Here is a 17,407-nt window from a genome sequence, read left to right as displayed (position 1 = left end):
TATCGTTATTTAGTTGGTACAGTCTTGATACTTTTCTACATAGGCTTTCACTAAATCATCACTCTGAAGCGTGTAATTTTCACCAAGTAAGCGCGTTGTCTCATTATCACGACTTCCAATCCACGAAATAAGCTGTAGTCTTCTCATTAATATAAAAGTTGGAATCATTTCTTTTTCTGCGTCTGTTAATAATCGAATTTTGCTATAGCCCTTAACCCATGAAGCGATCAACTCATCAAGATAAGGCATATGCTCAATAAAGCTCACCGATGTTGCTAAATCATATAAAAACCACCCAAAACCACAATCATCAAAATCAATCACTTTAATTTCGTCCCCATAGATGAGTAAATTAGCTAAGCGTAAATCCGCATGGATAAGACCAAATCGTGTTTTATCTTTCCCAAATGCCTCAAGCTTCTTTTGAATGATATGTGATGCTTCCTCATATAAAGCGATTCGTGCAGGGGTCATTCCTAGTCCATCCTGCCATCTCGCCCATTTTGGAGATTGACCTAGAATCGTGTCATAGTCCCATGTCATGCGCTGAAAGGCTTGGTAATAATCATGCTGCTCGATTGTGTGTTTATGGAACATGGCTGTAATTTCGCCTAATGTTTCAAATTGCTGAATTAAGTCATCTTCATTATTCTCATCAGGAGCATTGCCCTCCAAAAATGTAAATAATGTGCTATAATATATCGTGTCATTATACGAATGAGCATGTACGTAGTCACCGTCATCTGCTCGCATCGGTAGTGATACATCAATAGGAGATTGCTCATGGAGCGAGTTTAACCAGGCAATCTCCGCTTCGATCTCCTCTTTTTTATGGTAATTTGGTCGGCTGATCCTCAGAATATATTTTTTGCCCTGCCCATCTTCTACGAGATACGTCGCATTTTCGGAATAATCAATCATTTTACAAGATGCTTCTAGTAAACAACTAAACTCCTTTAATGCATCATTTGCTGCTTGATGAAAGTTGGAAAGGACCAATTCTAAATCTATGAAATCCATTTGACCCATCTAGAAAACCCCCTGTTTACTAAATTGACAAGCTTTCTTTCCTTTAATAGCGTGCAAATTTTACAAGCTGCGCTGCTTCTTTTATGCCCGCCTCACATTTTTCAAGCAATTCATCACAGTACGCTTTATCACATAATAGCCCTGGCTTAAATTGCAACACACGTGTATCCAGCATTGAATAAATGGCCCATACACCATGTTTGTACAAGGAGCTCATCACATATTTAGCCCCTTCAGGATGATTAAATTCTAGGCCCATAACAACGCCAAGCTGACGAATGCCCACAAAGAAATCAGGATATTGTTGTTGAATACGCTCTAAACCACTTCGTAGATAACGAGCAACATATTCTACATTCTTTACTACTTCAGGACGTTGGGAGATTTCTAATACTTTCATCGCCACTACACAACCTAGTTCTGCTCCACCAAATGTAGAAATATGGGCTAGTCCATCTTCTTCCATCCAGCCGCCTGCTCGTTCATTGACCACTGTAGCTGCAATTGGATAGATACCGCCACTTAGCCCCTTTGCTGTCACCAGAATATCCGGTTTCACGCCATAATGCTCAATTCCCCACAGCTTACCTGTTCTCATCAAGCCCGTTTGCACCTCATCTGCAATATATAATGCCCCGTATCGTTCACAAAGTGATTTGACATCAGCCAAGTAATTAGCAGTGGGCAAGGGGAAACCATATGTCGCAGGAATAGTCTCGATAATTACGCTAGCTACATCCCCTCTAGCAAGCTCTCGTTCCATTGCCGCCAGATCATTGAAAGGTACGTGCACAAATTCATGGGGACTGCCCTCACTTAAAAATGGTTTTGAATAGCGTTCATTGCCAAGCGAAACTGCAAGACCTGTGTGTCCATGATATCCATTTTTAATGGAAATCGTTTTTTTACGTTTTGTAGCATAACGCGCACACTTTAGAGCCACATCAATTGCTTCACTTCCACCACTAGAGAAAATAGAATATGTTAAGCCTTCTGGTGTGCAGGCTGCTAATTTTTCAGCTAACTGTGCACGTGCAGTAGATGGAAAATGATGATTACCAATGTCAAAATAATTGGTTCCTTCCACTAATGCAGCAATGACTTCTGGATTACGATGGCCAAGGTTATATGTTCCGCCATTGAGATGCGCATTCATTAATTTTTTGCCATCCACATCGTAGAAATAATAGCCCTCTCGTTTCCCGATAACGACATCGACACCATCGATTTGCCACTGTTTCGTTTTTCCTGGATTCCACCAGTCAATTGATTTTTGTAAGGTTGCCTGTTTATTTGCAAAATAGTCCATAGTTTCCACCTTCCTATACATTGACGTCATCCAACATTTCACCTGCAATGAATAATTCCACTTTTTTCTGCTGTAATCGTTCCTGCCATTGTGTGGAGCTCTTTTGATCTGTAATCACCATCGAAACGTCCTCTAAATGACAAATATGCGCAAATGTAGAGACACCAAATTTCGTATGGTCTGCTAAAATAATCGTATTTTCTGCCCGCTCTATTAATTTCTTTGAAATCGCTGCGCCCGTAATATCATAGTCGGTAATACCATCTGCTAACGAAATTCCGCCTGCAGCAACAAAGGCTTTATTTGCCTTTAGTTGATTAAAAAATAAATCAGCTAATGGACCTCCCATAAATTTTTGTCGATGTTCATATTCTCCTCCCGCAAAGAGCACCTTCCCTTGAAAGCATTCTGCGGCTAATGATAAAACTGGGAGTGAATTTGTGACGACAATGACGTTGGGCTTATCACCTAAATAACGAACGATTTCATAGGCTGTTGTACCATGACCGATAAAAATAACATCACCGTCTTCCACAATACTTGCAGCAGCCTTACAAATCCTTCTCTTCTCTATATTGTTAAGTGACGTTTTCTGTTCAAAGGTCCTCTCATACTTTTCCTTTGCCTTAACAGCCCCCCCATAGACTTTGTGTAGAAGCCCTTCCTTCTCCAATCGATCCATATCTCTACGTATAGTCTCGCCTGATACATTTAATAGCTGCTCTGCATCACTTACCTTCACTTTTCCTTCTAAATCTAAAATATCTAAAATCACTTTTTTACGTTCCTCAAACGAAAGAGACATACATCATCACTCCAAACACAAAGTTAAATCCAACAAAATCCACAAATCCAACACTTTATTTCTGTATTTATGTGGATTTGTTTTGAATTTTAAATAATAGTTTAACAATTGTCAATACTCTGAATTTTATTTTCTGTATGAATTTTTCTCTCTAAAGCCACTTATTTCTCTTAAGCGTAAAATGAAAACTCCACAAAAAACCAATTTCAGTTGTCTCCAACTGCTCTCTAAAACCTTTTTTAAAATATTTTTCTACAACTATTTTTTCCCATAAAAAATCCCCCTTTATGGTAGAAACCATAAAGGGAGATGACGAGATTATTTTGTTAATTCCTCTACAAATTCAACAGGTACGTATGTTTTGCCAGATTCTAATAAAGCAGGGGCTACTTTAAATTGGCGAAGCGCTTTATTATAACCATATTCTTTTTGACCTCGCGTAATTGTATACGCAAGGGCTCCTTTTGAAACAATGGCACCTTTTGGCGTTACTTCTACTTTAAAGCCTAGCTTTTCAGCGATTAAGCGTAGCGGCACCATTTTTGTCCCATCTACTTCGTAAAAGTCTTTATTGATAATTTCTTGAACCGCTGAATCAACTGGAGCTGGAGCTGGTTCTGGTTCTGGTGTTGGATCCACTTCAACAGGCTCTTCCTTCTCAATTGTATCTAATACTATCACTTTTGATGGCGGTGTTTGAGCAGGGATGCTCATCGTTGCGATTGTGTAGAACACCACTAAATGTTGCTCTTTTAAATCGTCCACTTTCACAGCTTTGCCAGTAGCACTTGCTAGCTTCGTGTCTTCCCCAACATTTAACTTGAGGTTATTTTCAGTATCCACTAAATCTTTATTGAAGAAATCCACTTCCACGCTACCCATTTCTTCTGTTTCTACAATGATTACTTCTGGGTTGTATTGTGGTGGATAAATCGCAAGCATCGGCTTCTTGGCATATGAGTAAGCTGACACCTTATCTCCTTTTTGAAGCTTGGCTTCTTTTCCCATATTGTCAAAAACTAATGAGTCTTTATTGGCAATCACAATATTTGTATTGTCACCATCAACCACTGTATAGTATGTGGCATTTTCACGTACTTCTACGTTTTCAACTGTACCTGTCACTTTAATAAAAATAGGCTGCACTTGTTGCTCCGAAGTTTCTGCGTTAATCACAGTAGCCTCTCCTTCGTTCGCTGATGCAGTTGGAGCTCCAATCGCGCCCCCTAATAATAATGCTGACATAGCAAATGGTACGACTTTCGTCATTTTCATACAAAAAGCATCTCCTTCATTTTCCCGAATTCAATAAAGTAGTCGTGTTCACACGAAAAAGGTTACAAACTGTCTCCATTTTTATGGCTAGAGCTTTGCTTCCTCATTTTGAGCGATAGCGATTTGCGAGCGACTTCTCTTGAATATTCGATTTACTAGATGGCGGTGCTTTGCTTTCGCGGATATTCGCTTCTTCGCAATTTTATTCTCCCCCGATCAAAAGATAAATCTCAGACGATTCAGGATGCGCTGTAAGAAATACTGGTTTTCGCTTTGCTGGGTTCTTAGCTCACGGGCGACGTCGGGGTGGTCAGTGATGACGCCGCTGACATTTTTTTCGATAAAGGTTTGCAGGGAGCGGTCGTCATTGAGTGTCCAAACAAATAAATCGGTCGGATGTTGCTTCAATTCTTCGATAAGCTGCTCCGTTACCCAGGATTCCTCCAGTGCGATAAAATCAACATTTTCCTCCATCGGTCCAATATTGAGTGCATAGACAATACCGACTCGCAAATTCGGCACCAATTTTTTTAATTGCGTCATTTTCTGTCCATCAGCGGATTGCACATAATAGGAATCTAGCACCTTGTATTTTCGTAGCTTCTCTACTAATTTAGGTAAAACATCTTCTGTTTCTTGACCATGCACCTTTAATTCGATTAGAAGCGCCACATCTAACGCTTTGGCAATTTCAATACAATCATCTAATGAAGCAATTTTATCGCTAAAGCCATTTTGATGAATGGTTAACGTTTTTAGTTCGCTCAGGGTCATATTCGCAATAACACCATTTTTACCTGCTAACCTTCGTAATGTTCGATCATGGAAGACGACGAATTCCCCATCCACCGTTTGTTGAATGTCGATTTCAATTAAATCTGCCCCCGCATTGGCTGCACTCACCAATCCACTAATTGTATTTTCTACATTGCCTGCTACATAGCCGCGGTGGGCAATAATTTTGGTATCTGGCGCATAGACACTTTTCTCTAATGAATTGATATTCATCATACTTAATACGAGAAACACAATGCCACTGATCAATAGTAATGGCTTATAGCGCCGCTTCCGATGTGTAGTCCCGCTCACTTTGCCTATAACTAGCGTATTATACGTAATGGCGACCATAACTTGTGAAAACATCGCCTGTAATAAACTAAATAGCACCACAAAGACCATTTCTAAAAAGGCTAGTGTCAGCCCAGCCGTAACCAAGGCTGCACTTGGCATTAAACGTTCAATTAGATAGAGCGGAAACGTAGCCACCACTGTGATACCAAGCATCATCAACAGATGACCTGTTAAAAGCATAGCTAGTAGCACGACTAGTTCAAATAAACCACGCTTGGAAAATCGCCAGCTTTGCTTAAAAGAACGCAAAATAGAGATGTTCGGCTGGATTGTAAAGATAGGTAACGTTAAGATGCTTCGAATACCTATCATCACGATAATGCTTGCCACCGCAGCATATGCTAGCCTACCCGCTCGACTACTCATGATTTCTTCAGTTAGAAAATGTGGTAGGGAGATGGATTGAGTCAATGTAAGGGGTAGCATAAAGGAAGCTAGTGGCATTAATAGTGCTAAATAGACGATGAGAAATAGAACTTGCACACTAAAAAAATAGACAACCTTGCGATTTAATTGTTGCCATAAAGGAAGAAATCGGTAGCGAAGTCCTCGTTGCTGATGAAAGGCCATGAGAAATAGAAAGCCCATCTCATAATATACAAATAATAAAAACAGCAAAATTAATAGACAAATCATTATCATCACAAAGGGATGCGTCACAAAGCTTTGCCAATTTTGCTCAGTAATATGTGTAAACCCTGTTACTCGTAGCATGAGCTTCAAAACGATAGAGGTTACAGGGATCATTAATAAAAACTGAAAGATTCTAATTAATGCGAAAACCTGTACATAATCGAATCGATAAACATAAATATTATGGACAGCCTGTCGCATTACTTGTCCTGCCTTGTGCACATACTCACCCCTATCATGCTGTTAAAATCGCTCACTACTAACGTATGTTTTGACTGCTATGACCCATTCCTCGAAGCCAATAAAATAGCACTCCTCTACACCAAAGTAGGCGTCAATTTTTGTATTAATCGTGACATTCACCATTTTTTTGAAACTTTTTAGCAGGCTACCCTGTATATAACTAGATACCCGCTACAGAAAGGAGCGCAAACATGAAATTCAACCTTGGTGATATCATTAGTACAACCGTTCTTTTATGTATGTTTCTAGCGATCTTTTTCGTAATGATCCATATGATCAAAAAAATGAAATCCACTGCCCCTGTGTCTCCTCCACCAACCATGCAACAGCAAGTAGAGGACTTATCAAAACGTGTGTCGACCCTAGAACAACAAGTAAAACAATTAACTGACAAACAATAGTCCCATAAAAAAATCGCTGGGAAGGATAACCTTCTCAGCGATTTTCATATACTATCTGACCATTCACAACCGTACATGCGACTTGAATGTGTGGAAGCTGCTCCATCTCTACCGTAAAAACGTCTTCTTGTAAAATCGTAAAGTCTGCAGCAAAGCCTTCTGCAATTTTGCCACGCATCAATTGCTGTCCAATGATTTCAGCCGCTCCTACTGTATACAAACGGACTGCCTCAAATCGGGAAATTTTCTCATGAGGGTTATAGCCATCATGTGTTTCCTCAAAATTTCTTCTAGTGACAGCCGCATAAATACCATGCAACGGGTTTGGCACTTCAATTGGCGCATCACTGCCGCCTGCAACAATCAGCCCTCTGTCAAGAAGCGATTTTAAAGGATGTAAGCCCTGTGCGCGCTCCTCTCCAAGTCTCGATAGCTCTGCTTGGTATTCTCCCTGTACAAACTGCGGCTGCATATCCACTGCCACTGGTAATGCAGCTAGCTTGGCTAATAGTTCCTCATCGACTAAGCTACAGTGAATTACGCGATCAAGCTGACCTTCCTGAGGAGGATATGCCGCAAAAACGTCTAAAATCGTGTCGATTGCTAAATCCCCAATGGCATGCACGGCAACGGTTTGTCCATATTGACGTGCCAGCTGAACATAGCTTGTTAATTGCTCAGTTGTATGAATAAGCATCCCTGCATTGTCCGAATCATCGCAGTAAGGCTGACGTAGTGCAGCCGTACGACCTCCAAAGGCTCCATCAATAAAAATTTTCATCGCACCAAACTCCAAAAATGGTGAGGAAGATAAATCCATCTTCGCAACCTCTTCAAAGACTGTATGATGCTGTAATACATGCACCTTAAAGGATTGCTGTGCCTCTACTATTTTGCGATAAGCCTGAATCGGCTGGCTTGGCGGTCCATAATAGCTTAAATCCTCTGAATGTCCCCCTACTAAACCATAGGATTGCAATGAGGTCACCGCCTTTGTCAGTGCATCCTCAATATAAGCAGGTGTAATATGTGGCATCTGGTTAACAATTAAATATAATGCAGCATCCTTTAGGATCCCTGTGAGCTTACCATCTACTTTGTCAATGACACCCCCCTCTGGCGAAGGAGTCCTATTTGTAATTCCTGCAAAAGCGAGTGCCTTGGAATTGGCTAGAATCAAATGATGACAGCTCCGTTTAATGATTAAATGAGCATCTCCAAGGGCATCTAGCTCTGCTAAGGTCGGAAAAACGGGCTCCTCAAATTGGTTTTCATTTAGTCCAATCGCAATGACCCATTCATGTGCTGACGCCTCAGCCATTCGCTCCTGAAGCTTCACAAGTAACGCCTCTTTACTCGTAACCGCCGATACATCAAGATGCTTGAGTTTTTCTCCGTAGCCAATAATATGTAAATGGCTGTCGACAAAGCCTGGATACATGATATTACCCTCTAAATGTTGGATAGAAGCAGCTAGTGGCGACAAGCTCTCCACTGAGCCTGTCGCCACAATTTTTCCATCTTCAACAAGGACTGCATCCACTGTTTCACCAACCTGAGCCATCGTGTAAATCTTACCACCTGTCCATAATGTTGCCAAAACAATTCCTCCCATGTCCTATGCTATTGCTTCAATTAAGTGCGCTCTTTCTAAGCGACGTCGAACGATCACACCAATCCATGCTGCAAGTACCGCTTTGACGATACCAACCACGATAAATGGTGCAACACCACCCATAAAGGCAGCTGTCCATGTATAATCTGCTACAATTTTTAACCACACTGTCCCAAACGCTAATGTAACAATCATCCCAATGATATTCGCAATAATAGCTTGAGTAAATGTAATACCAAATTTATCTAAGTATAAGCCCATAATAATGGCTGTGGCAAGGAAGCCTACAATATATCCACCTGTTGGACCAACTAAAATTCCTAGTCCACCTGACATACCGCTAAATACAGGTAAACCTGCTGCCCCTAGTAAAATATATAATAGAACAGATAACGTGCCTAATCTTGTCCCTAAAATCGTCACGATAATTCCAACCGCTAACGTTTGACCTGTAATCGGGATAAGTGGTAGTGGGATTGTTACCTGTGCTAAAACTGCGATTATTGCTGCCCCAAATGCTGCTAACACATATTGATATGTACTTCCTTTTTTCAATGTAAAAAGCCTCCCCTTGTGCGTTAACTAATAATAAAAATAAGTTAACACAAAGATAAAGCAAATGAAAACCATTGTCAATCTATTTTAGAATAAAAAAAGAAATTGCTAGATTAGCCTAGCAATTTCTTGCCAAAATCATTACCATAAAGGTTCATTCATCGGGTCTTTCTCTTGTAGCTTAAACACATATGGCGCAATTTGATAATGGTAGAAGAACATGCCCACTAAAAAGAAAATGAGACCGATAACAAAATGATGGAAAACATGCTGCAGCATAATCAGCAGCGGCACTGGCATCGTTATTACACCACTGATTTGCATGGATTTTTTTGTGCGGTATTGTTTTTGTCCACAATGAGGGCACACAATTTCACTATTTTTACGATATAATTTACGTGCATCCTTCTCAGACCAACTCTCCCCACATTCAATACAAACAGGTAAACCATACCCCTTTTTCAATAGATAGCGTTTGACAATAAATGTAGCGCCTATAAAAATGCTCAGTAAAATCATTCCTCTTATATAATCCGAAGCAAATAGTGACCACCAATGCCAATTATCCGACTGTAGGCTAGCCGCCTGATGGCCTGAACTCTGTTGCCCCTTCTGTTGTGTCAGGATATAGCTAAAACCGATAACAAAAATAGTAAAGGTTGCGAACACGATGCGATACGTCCATTGACCATCTGCTTTACGTTGAACTTTTCGTCGTGCTTTCTCCGCGATTACCTGTTTGCGCTGCTGTGAGAGCTTGACATCTTGTAGCTCCTTTAATAGTTCCTCTTTAAATTGATTCATGGCGTAGCACCTCCCAATCAAAGTCACCCATTGCTGTTGCTAATTGTTTACGAGCTCGCTGTAATCTTGTGCGAATCGTTGCTTCCGGACATTGTACAAGCTGTGCAATTTCCACTGTCGACATCTCCTCAAAATAATACAAAATCAAGACCTCTCGATAGGCAACTGATAATGTAAACAGTGCTTCCACCAGCTCTTTTTTTACAGTTTTCTCTAGTATCTCCTTTTCAGGTGTCATAGCTGTTGTGCGCCCCGTGATCTTTTCAAACAATGTCAGTCGTTTACTTTTCCAACTTCGTAGATAATCGTGACTTCGATTAACCGTCATTTTCACTAAATATGTACGTAAGGATGCTTCCTGACGAAACTGTCCCTGCTTTTGATAAAAGGCGATGAACACATCCTGCACGATGTCCTCCGCCGTTGCCTTATTTTTTACATATAGATAGGCGACCTTCAATAAGTAATCACCGTGCTCCTCGATTATCTGTTCAATAGCCATCATTGCCCTCACCTACTTTCTACACTACTGACGGTCGCCATAACGAATGCGATTCATTTTATCAAAAAAAAATCCGTAATTTTTAAATCATTACGGATTTCTTCAAGCTAAATACCTATTTTTTGCATAGTAGAGACAACTTTGACCATTCGATCGTCTAAATCGGCGCCTGTGAATCGAGGCAATCTCAATTCATTCACGATAGCACCATCAGACATAAAAAGGATACGCTCTGTTCTTGCGGCAATCTTTGGATCATGGGTCACAAGCATCACCGTTGTGCCTTCACTATTGATGGAGGCTAATAAATCCATGATTTCCTGAGCAGACGTTGAATTCAATGCGCCTGTGGGTTCATCTCCAAAGATCACCTGCGGGTTGCTAATCAAGGCGCGGCAGATGCCTGCCCGTTGAAGCTGCCCACCAGACACTTGTGTAATATCTCGCTTTGCCAAGTCTGCAATCCCCATTTTGTTCATGATCTGTAGTGCCCTTTCTGTCAAGGCCCTGACATTTTTTCGCCCATCACGCATCGCAGGTAACAGGATATTATCAAGGATATTTAAGCTTTTTAGAAAGGTCGGCTGCTGAAAGACAAAGCCCATTTTCGTTCTACGCAAATCAGCCAGTTCTTTGTCACTTAATGTCGTTAAGTCCATTCCATCAAAGATGACCTGACCTTGATCAATACTGTCCATCCCGCTAAGGGCATACAACAGTGTCGATTTACCACAGCCTGATGGGCCCATGATGGAAATAAACTCCCCTTGATTGATGGCAACTGATACATCCAGTAAAACGGGATGCTGTTCTTTACCTACCTGAAACGTCTTTGCTATTTGCTCACCACTTACGATATTCATAGGTTCTACTCCTTTATATGCTCAATAATTTTTACCTGCCCTGCCCTTGACGTACCAAATAGCGTAGCTAGCAGAACAACGCTTGTAAGCGCTAGTGGGCAAAAAACATACGCTGCTAGTGGATTAATCATAAAATCAAAGGAAGCCGCCCCGAATGAGGCAATGACCGTACTAGTTAAATATTCACCTAACGTGTTTGCGAGCAACGTCCCCATCGAGATAGCAAGCAGTAATACAAAAATCGAACGTGCAGCATATTGTGTAGCTATATCGACATTCGTGAATCCCAATGCCTTCATGATAGCGATGGGCGCTTGATCCTTCGCAATCAGCATATTCATAAATAATAATGTCACGAGCACACACAGCAATAAGGCAATGACGAGTGCTGCACGAGCTGCCTTTTCGATGGCATGAATCGTCGTACCAAAAGTTTGATAAATATAATCATCAATACCTGACACTTTGGCAAATGAGAAGGTTTTTGCATATTCCGCCCTTTTATCTGCAACAAGAGATGGATCTGCCATCGTACTATAGACGACACTCCACATGCTATCCGTAGAATGGTCAGAGAAAGCTGCCTTCGCAGTCTTGCCTCCATTGGTAATATCTGAATAAATACCGCTAATCCTCAAATTTTTCTTCTGTCCATTAATGACCACTGCTAAACTATCGCCAACCTTTTTTTGAAGCTCCTCTGCATTGAGCACCGAAAGTGCCACTTCATTAGGAGCAACTGGAGCCTCTCCGTGTGCATATTCTAAGGGGAAAATCGTATGGTCACCCAGCTCTATTTTTAGGTTTTGCGCTGTTCCGTCCTCAGCAATCGTTGTGAATTTTTTTGTTGTCAAAACAGTGTAATTCTTAATGGCTGTGTCATGCTCAAGCCTATCCATCACCGCTGAAACCTGTTGTTCATTTTGCTTGCCTTGTGGGATATCAATTCGGATGTCACTGTTCCCAATACCCATATACGTAATAAAGCTTTTAGCTGCAATTGTGTTGTGTAAGTTTTGAGGGACGATGATAATAAATGTTGCCAATACTAATACTGCGAGCATTGTCGCATAAAGTGTTTTTCTTGATAGCACATCCTTTATGCCAAGGAAAAGATTAATCGGTAGCCTTTTATTGGCGCTGAGGTTCAATAATTTTGCATGTTGCCCTTTTCCTTGCATTGTGCCAAAGCGCAGAGCCTGCGTGGCTGATAGCTTGCGAAACTGTTTCAGTACCGATTGTACATAGCCCATAATCACGATAAACACGAGCAACAACCCCAGACCCGTGAACAACCAAATGAGTGAAACTTTGTCTGTTTCTCCCATGAACAGACGGATATTTTCTAATAGAATATCTCGAAGGAAGAAGGAACAGGCAAAACCGAGCATACAACCAATCACAGCTATAACGCCATATTTGGCTAAATACATTTTCTGAATATCTGCCACTCGTAGGCCAATTGCTTTCATCACACCGATTTCTCGAGTATCCTCTTCAATTTTAGTGAGCAATGTAAATCGAATACACATAAACGCAATAGCGACTACAAGGACACTGATGAGCAAGATCACAGCAATCATAAGCCCATCTGATATGGCATTCAGCATTTGAAAAAGCTTATAGGTAATGGTTGGTCCATTTGCTTCTAACCCTGCACTTGTATAGGCTTCCTCAAAATTCTTTAAATCCGCCAAATTTTTCAAACGAAACTCAATTAAATATTCAACTGTTCCCGCTTCCTGGATTGCTGCATAATCTTGTTCACTGACAAGAAAGCGTTTGGAGGAAGCCAGCATTGAGTTCATCTGTGAATCCCTTAGAAATCCAGCTATTGTAAAGGTTTGATCTTGAACGATGACAGTATCCCCCAAGTCGGCAATACCGTCCTTCCAATAGCTTACAGGTACATAAATATCACCATTTGCCACTTCAATCACATGACCATCAAGATCAAGTAAATAATCAAATTTCTCACTTTGTGTGCTGAAACCATTGTCCTGCACACTATGTGCCAAGGTGGTACCCGCAATATTGATCTTCGTGCCCTCCACATTTAGAAATTCATTCATTTGATATTCATCTACATATTTATTTTGCTCTGCAAATTCAGTCAGCCGCACTTGATCGATTTCCCCTGCATGCATCTGAAGAAAATGAGACGTTTCTGCTTGTTTCATCAGCGTGTCAATTGCACTTGTCAAATGGACAATAAGTACTGCTGATAGTGTGACAAGTAAAGCTGCTACCGCCACAAATAGCATGGTCATACCTGTAATTAGCTTGCTATTCGCCATATCATTTCGAACAATTTTCCAATACATAAGTCACCTCTTTGTATATTGTTAATCGCCATCAAACCTAACAAGACCTAAAAAACTTAGTTCGTACTGCCTTCTTCTTTATTTCCAAACATTTGCATCATATACAATAAGCTACCATTCTCCACCCCTAGCATTCGTTCAATATTAAAAATCAATGCCGGAATACGGGCAGCTCTTTCATCATCTGTCATCAAGACGAGATCATCATCGAACACCGTATTGGTATAAGCAATAATCATTTCCATACACTCATAGGGATAAGGCGTTTGGTAAATACCTTGCTCAATGCCCTCACGAATAATGGCAGTGAGGATTGGTGGTACTTGATTGATGACCACTTGCTGTATTTTACGGTGCATCAAAGCATTTTGCGGCCTATGAACATGCTCCATCATTTCCTGTCCGCCCTGTTCATTTTGCATATTCAATGCCATGACAACGCGCAATATCCGCTCATTTACAGCTATAGTCTTGTCTGCTGCAACGTTTTTTGCCTTTGCTAGCATCGTGCTTGTATAACGCTCAATGAGCGCATCCATAATATCTTCCTTAGATTTAAAGTGATAATAGAGGGTGCCTCGAGCAATGCCTACTTTTTCCAAAATATTACTCGTACTAGTGCCATCAAATCCCTTCTGTGCAAATAATTCATCCGCTGCATCTAATATTTCATTTCTGCGTTCTTGCGCTTTTTTTATTTCTCTCATAAGACAACTCCTTATAATTGACCGACTGCCTGTCGATATATCTTTTCTTTATCCTAGCATAGGACTACTTCTGTTGGCAATAATTTCTACAAAAAAAGAATCTGCTTTACGCAGATCCTTATTTTTGTAGTTCCTCGTTCTTCCGATATTCCAAAATATCGCCAGGCTGGCAATCCAATGCCTCACAAATAGCCTCTAATGTTGAAAAGCGGATGGCTTTGGCCTTGCCGTTTTTTAAAATCGAAAGGTTCGCCATCGTGATGCCAACTTTTTCTGAAAGCTCTGTGACACTCATTTTTCGTTTCGCCAGCATTACATCAATGTTAATGATCATTGCCATAGTATTCACCTCAAACCGTTAGATCATTTTCTGATTTGATATCGATGGCATTTTTTAGAAGCTTTTGCAGCACAGCAGCAAATACTGCCACGACAAAGGAAGCAAAAATAATGACCATTCCAATAAGTATAAGACCTGGGGCATCGTCTACTTCCGCAGCATAGTATATCAGTGGCATGCCAACCACGTAAACACTACTAATAATAATTGCACAATATTTGATCTTGATTAAAGCTTTGACAGACAGCTCTGAAAATGCAATGTTTTGGTCAATATAGCTTAATAGTTTGATCGTCGTAAATAGCGCAACAAAATAAGCAATAGCCGTTGCATAGACGCCAATTAAAGCAACAATGGTTAAAATGGGAGAATGCTCCACTGTATTCAAAGCAACACGAGGCACCACCCATACACATAAGGCAAGAACGGGTATACCTATTAGAAAAACAGCTATCTTTAAAAAGAGCGTTTCTCGTTTCATCTTACGCACCTCTTTTATTTATTCTCCTGTTTAATTTATCATATAGTTTATCGTTTTTCAATAAATTTTTATTCCAATTCAAGATGCGTTATAACACCCATTATTTGGTTTACTTTACTTTTTATTGTGCTATAATCAATCCAACCATTGAAAAGGGGGTATTCGATGATTTATTCGCCAACCGAAAAGACGATAGAAACGACACGTTTAATACTTCGACTTTTTACGAATGCAGATGCACAGGAAGTAAGTGTTTTATGTAACAATTATGCGATCTATAAAAGCACATTGAGTTTACCTTATCCTTATACATTAGAATGTGCATTATCATGGATTTCCACGCATCAACAAAACTTTGAGGAAAATCGAAGTTACGAATTCGCGATAACAGACAAACAAAGTGGACAATTATATGGAGCGATAGGACTGTCAAATCAATCCCAACATCAAAGAGGAGAAATCGCTTATTGGATTGGAGAGCCTTATTGGGGTAATGGCTACGGAACAGAAGCTGCTCAAGCGATGATAGAATTTGCCTTTCAGGAGAAACAGTATCATCGTATTTATGCCCGGTATTTCCATTCCAATCCCGCCTCTGGGAAAATTATGGAGAAATGTGGCATGCGCTATGAGGGAACCTTAAAGGATCATATTTATAAAAACGGGACTTTTGAAGATATTGTGTTTTATGGCTTGCTTAATCCATCACACTAGCAACACGTTTACGAAAGAGGCACTTCCCTCGTAGATATGCCTCTCTCTCTTTTAAATACCATTTCCCACATCGCAATAATGATTATAGTGCGTAATTTGGTTGCGGCCGTTACGCTTTGATTTATAGAGCGCTTCATCCGCATGCTGGATAAGCTCTTCTACTTTCTGAATTTTGCCATGATCATTCGTACTGACACCAATACTAAATTCCAACTGAACCGTTTGATTATTCACTGTTAGTGACAGTGCCGTTAAGGTTTGATACAGGTTGTCAGCCAATGTTTGCACTGATTCACCTTCCTTTACTTGACTCAACACAATGAATTCATCCCCACCAAAACGGGCAACAATGGACTCAAAGGGCTGAAAATAGTCCTGTAAAGTTTTGGCTGTATTCGTCAAAGCATCATCGCCAAATAAATGACCATTCATGTCATTGATTTCTTTAAAATGGTCTAAATCCACCATCATCAAGGCCAATTGCTGATGTTTTTCAGCCGCCTTTTCGACCATCTTTTTGGCCTGTTCATCAAAATAGCGACGATTGTAAATATTCGTCAGAGGATCAATATAGGCATTTTTTTCAAACTGCTTCTTATGATCGTTATATTCCATTTCAAACAATACATGTGAATAGTTTTCACGCTGGATTTCTAACAAAATATTTATATATTCCTTTTGTATCGCACATAATACAATTTTATTGCCTTGCTCCTCAATTAGCTTCACTAAAGAATTATAAATTAGTTGAAGTAGAGAAAGGTCATTGTTTTGTAAAGCATAATGCTTTGTCTTTTGATATAAATCTATGGCCTCACTTATACGTCCCTGTCTTTCACACAGGAAGGCATAGGCATTGAGTACCTCAAGTTGTACTTTCGAATAGGGTGGATGATGAATCGTTGCCATTAATTCTTGTAATATCGTATTGGCTTCCTCAAATTCTTCAAGCCAAATAAGTGCAACAGCTAGGTTTGTCTTCGGATGGATAATCCCTGTATAAGGCTCTTTATGCTTCATTTCAAACGCATTCGCATAATATAAACTTTTTAAGGCAAATTCCTTAGCTGTCCGATAGCTTCCCATGGATATTTCTAAGTCGCTCAGATTGTTATAGATTTTCCCCATGCTCTCCACGTGCTGGATTGCTTCAGCAATTTTTAAGCCTTTCAGCATCAACTCTTCTGATTTCTTTAAATGACCAAATGTTCCCCAATAAATGGCTGCTAAATTGTAATATTGAATTACATCAATATCGTTGCCATGTTGAAAGGTTAACTCACGATATTGTTCAAGAACACTTATAGAAAGCTGTAAATCACCCGTTTGAAAATAACTGGCACAGCTATAACGTAATAGAAGGATAGCCTTATCGTACATTTCAAGCTTAATGGCACTTTCAATTGCGGCACTACTTATTTCTATATATTCTAAAAAACGATCCGCATTATATAACTCATTAAGCGTAATCCATAGTTCTTCAAATTCTTGTGCGTTCATACCGCCCCTCCTTTTCTTCATCCTTACTTCTTTAATACTACCTTTGACCTCAAAATATTACAATTCTTTGGACTCATTTATTTTTTCAACATTAAGTAATTCAGCCTAATAAAGAAAATCACTGTGTATTTTTTCCTACATTCAATTAAAGGTTATTTTAATATGGTACTTTCACT

Annotated in this window: 17 protein-coding genes; 2 read left to right on the top strand and 15 right to left on the bottom strand. The window is 40.0% G+C overall.

Annotation, left to right across the window (positions count from 1 at the left end):
- Positions 1-9 precede the first annotated feature (9 nt).
- The 5 genes from C7B89_RS14515 to C7B89_RS14495 all read right to left on the bottom strand — a co-directional run bounded on the left by C7B89_RS14515 (position 10) and on the right by C7B89_RS14495 (position 6,404).
- Complete coding sequence (locus C7B89_RS14515) at positions 10-1,029, bottom strand: phosphotransferase enzyme family protein (RefSeq protein WP_054550922.1); 1,020 nt, start codon at positions 1,027-1,029, stop codon at positions 10-12.
- A gap of 43 nt (positions 1,030-1,072) precedes the next feature.
- Positions 1,073-2,338: a class-III pyridoxal-phosphate-dependent aminotransferase gene (locus C7B89_RS14510; RefSeq protein WP_004229019.1), complete on the bottom strand. Its 1,266-nt coding sequence runs from the start codon at positions 2,336-2,338 to the stop codon at positions 1,073-1,075.
- 13 nt (positions 2,339-2,351) lie between these two features.
- Positions 2,352-3,143 carry a DeoR/GlpR family DNA-binding transcription regulator gene (locus tag C7B89_RS14505; protein ID WP_004229022.1) on the bottom strand — a complete coding sequence of 264 codons (792 nt, stop codon included), beginning with the start codon at positions 3,141-3,143 and terminating at the stop codon, positions 2,352-2,354.
- A gap of 318 nt (positions 3,144-3,461) precedes the next feature.
- Positions 3,462-4,418, bottom strand: a complete 957-nt coding sequence (locus C7B89_RS14500) for a stalk domain-containing protein (RefSeq protein WP_115673992.1) — start codon at positions 4,416-4,418, stop codon at positions 3,462-3,464.
- A 216-nt stretch (positions 4,419-4,634) separates the two neighbouring features.
- Positions 4,635-6,404: a glycerophosphoryl diester phosphodiesterase membrane domain-containing protein gene (locus C7B89_RS14495; RefSeq protein ID WP_115673991.1), complete on the bottom strand. Its 1,770-nt coding sequence runs from the start codon at positions 6,402-6,404 to the stop codon at positions 4,635-4,637.
- Positions 6,405-6,616: 212 nt separating this feature from the next.
- Between C7B89_RS14495 and C7B89_RS14490 the strand changes: the two genes are divergently transcribed.
- Positions 6,617-6,826, top strand: coding sequence for a hypothetical protein (locus C7B89_RS14490; RefSeq protein WP_048390417.1), 210 nt, complete (start codon positions 6,617-6,619; stop codon positions 6,824-6,826).
- Between the two features lie 34 nt (positions 6,827-6,860).
- On the opposite strand, the gene C7B89_RS14485 is transcribed toward C7B89_RS14490, so the two are convergent.
- The 9 genes from C7B89_RS14485 to C7B89_RS14445 all read right to left on the bottom strand — a co-directional run bounded on the left by C7B89_RS14485 (position 6,861) and on the right by C7B89_RS14445 (position 15,017).
- The gene (locus C7B89_RS14485; protein WP_115673990.1) at positions 6,861-8,426 is read right to left on the bottom strand and encodes an amidohydrolase; all 1,566 of its coding nucleotides are present in this window, start codon (positions 8,424-8,426) and stop codon (positions 6,861-6,863) included.
- 18 nt (positions 8,427-8,444) lie between these two features.
- Entirely contained in the window at positions 8,445-8,996 is a 552-nt protein-coding gene (locus C7B89_RS14480) for a biotin transporter BioY (RefSeq protein WP_004229030.1), read from the bottom strand.
- Between the two features lie 141 nt (positions 8,997-9,137).
- Positions 9,138-9,800 (bottom strand): TIGR04104 family putative zinc finger protein, encoded by a 663-nt coding sequence (locus C7B89_RS14475; RefSeq protein WP_115673989.1) that lies wholly within the window; start codon positions 9,798-9,800, stop codon positions 9,138-9,140.
- Entirely contained in the window at positions 9,787-10,305 is a 519-nt protein-coding gene (locus C7B89_RS14470; protein WP_115673988.1) for a sigma-70 family RNA polymerase sigma factor, read from the bottom strand. Before C7B89_RS14470 ends, C7B89_RS14475 begins: the two co-directional genes overlap by 14 nt.
- Before the next feature lie 104 nt (positions 10,306-10,409).
- Positions 10,410-11,165, bottom strand: coding sequence for an ABC transporter ATP-binding protein (locus C7B89_RS14465; protein ID WP_115673987.1), 756 nt, complete (start codon positions 11,163-11,165; stop codon positions 10,410-10,412).
- 5 nt (positions 11,166-11,170) lie between these two features.
- A complete protein-coding gene (locus tag C7B89_RS14460) occupies positions 11,171-13,489 on the bottom strand; it encodes an ABC transporter permease (protein ID WP_115673986.1) in 2,319 nt (772 codons plus the stop codon).
- 56 nt (positions 13,490-13,545) lie between these two features.
- The gene (locus C7B89_RS14455) at positions 13,546-14,196 is read right to left on the bottom strand and encodes a TetR/AcrR family transcriptional regulator (RefSeq protein ID WP_115673985.1); all 651 of its coding nucleotides are present in this window, start codon (positions 14,194-14,196) and stop codon (positions 13,546-13,548) included.
- Between the two features lie 118 nt (positions 14,197-14,314).
- Positions 14,315-14,536 (bottom strand): helix-turn-helix domain-containing protein, encoded by a 222-nt coding sequence (locus C7B89_RS14450; RefSeq protein WP_004229042.1) that lies wholly within the window; start codon positions 14,534-14,536, stop codon positions 14,315-14,317.
- 10 nt (positions 14,537-14,546) lie between these two features.
- Positions 14,547-15,017 (bottom strand): DUF2975 domain-containing protein, encoded by a 471-nt coding sequence (locus C7B89_RS14445; protein WP_048390401.1) that lies wholly within the window; start codon positions 15,015-15,017, stop codon positions 14,547-14,549.
- Positions 15,018-15,182: 165 nt separating this feature from the next.
- Between C7B89_RS14445 and C7B89_RS14440 the strand changes: the two genes are divergently transcribed.
- Entirely contained in the window at positions 15,183-15,731 is a 549-nt protein-coding gene (locus tag C7B89_RS14440) for a GNAT family N-acetyltransferase (RefSeq protein ID WP_115673984.1), read from the top strand.
- 51 nt (positions 15,732-15,782) lie between these two features.
- On the opposite strand, the gene C7B89_RS14435 is transcribed toward C7B89_RS14440, so the two are convergent.
- Positions 15,783-17,231 carry a tetratricopeptide repeat-containing diguanylate cyclase gene (locus tag C7B89_RS14435; RefSeq protein ID WP_115673983.1) on the bottom strand — a complete coding sequence of 483 codons (1,449 nt, stop codon included), beginning with the start codon at positions 17,229-17,231 and terminating at the stop codon, positions 15,783-15,785.
- Between the last annotated feature and the right edge of the window lie 176 nt (positions 17,232-17,407).

The sequence above is a fragment of the Lysinibacillus capsici genome, from assembly GCF_003367505.1.
Classification (GTDB): Bacteria; Bacillota; Bacilli; order Bacillales_A; family Planococcaceae; genus Lysinibacillus; species Lysinibacillus capsici.
This window is presented reverse-complemented; position numbering and strand designations above follow the sequence as displayed.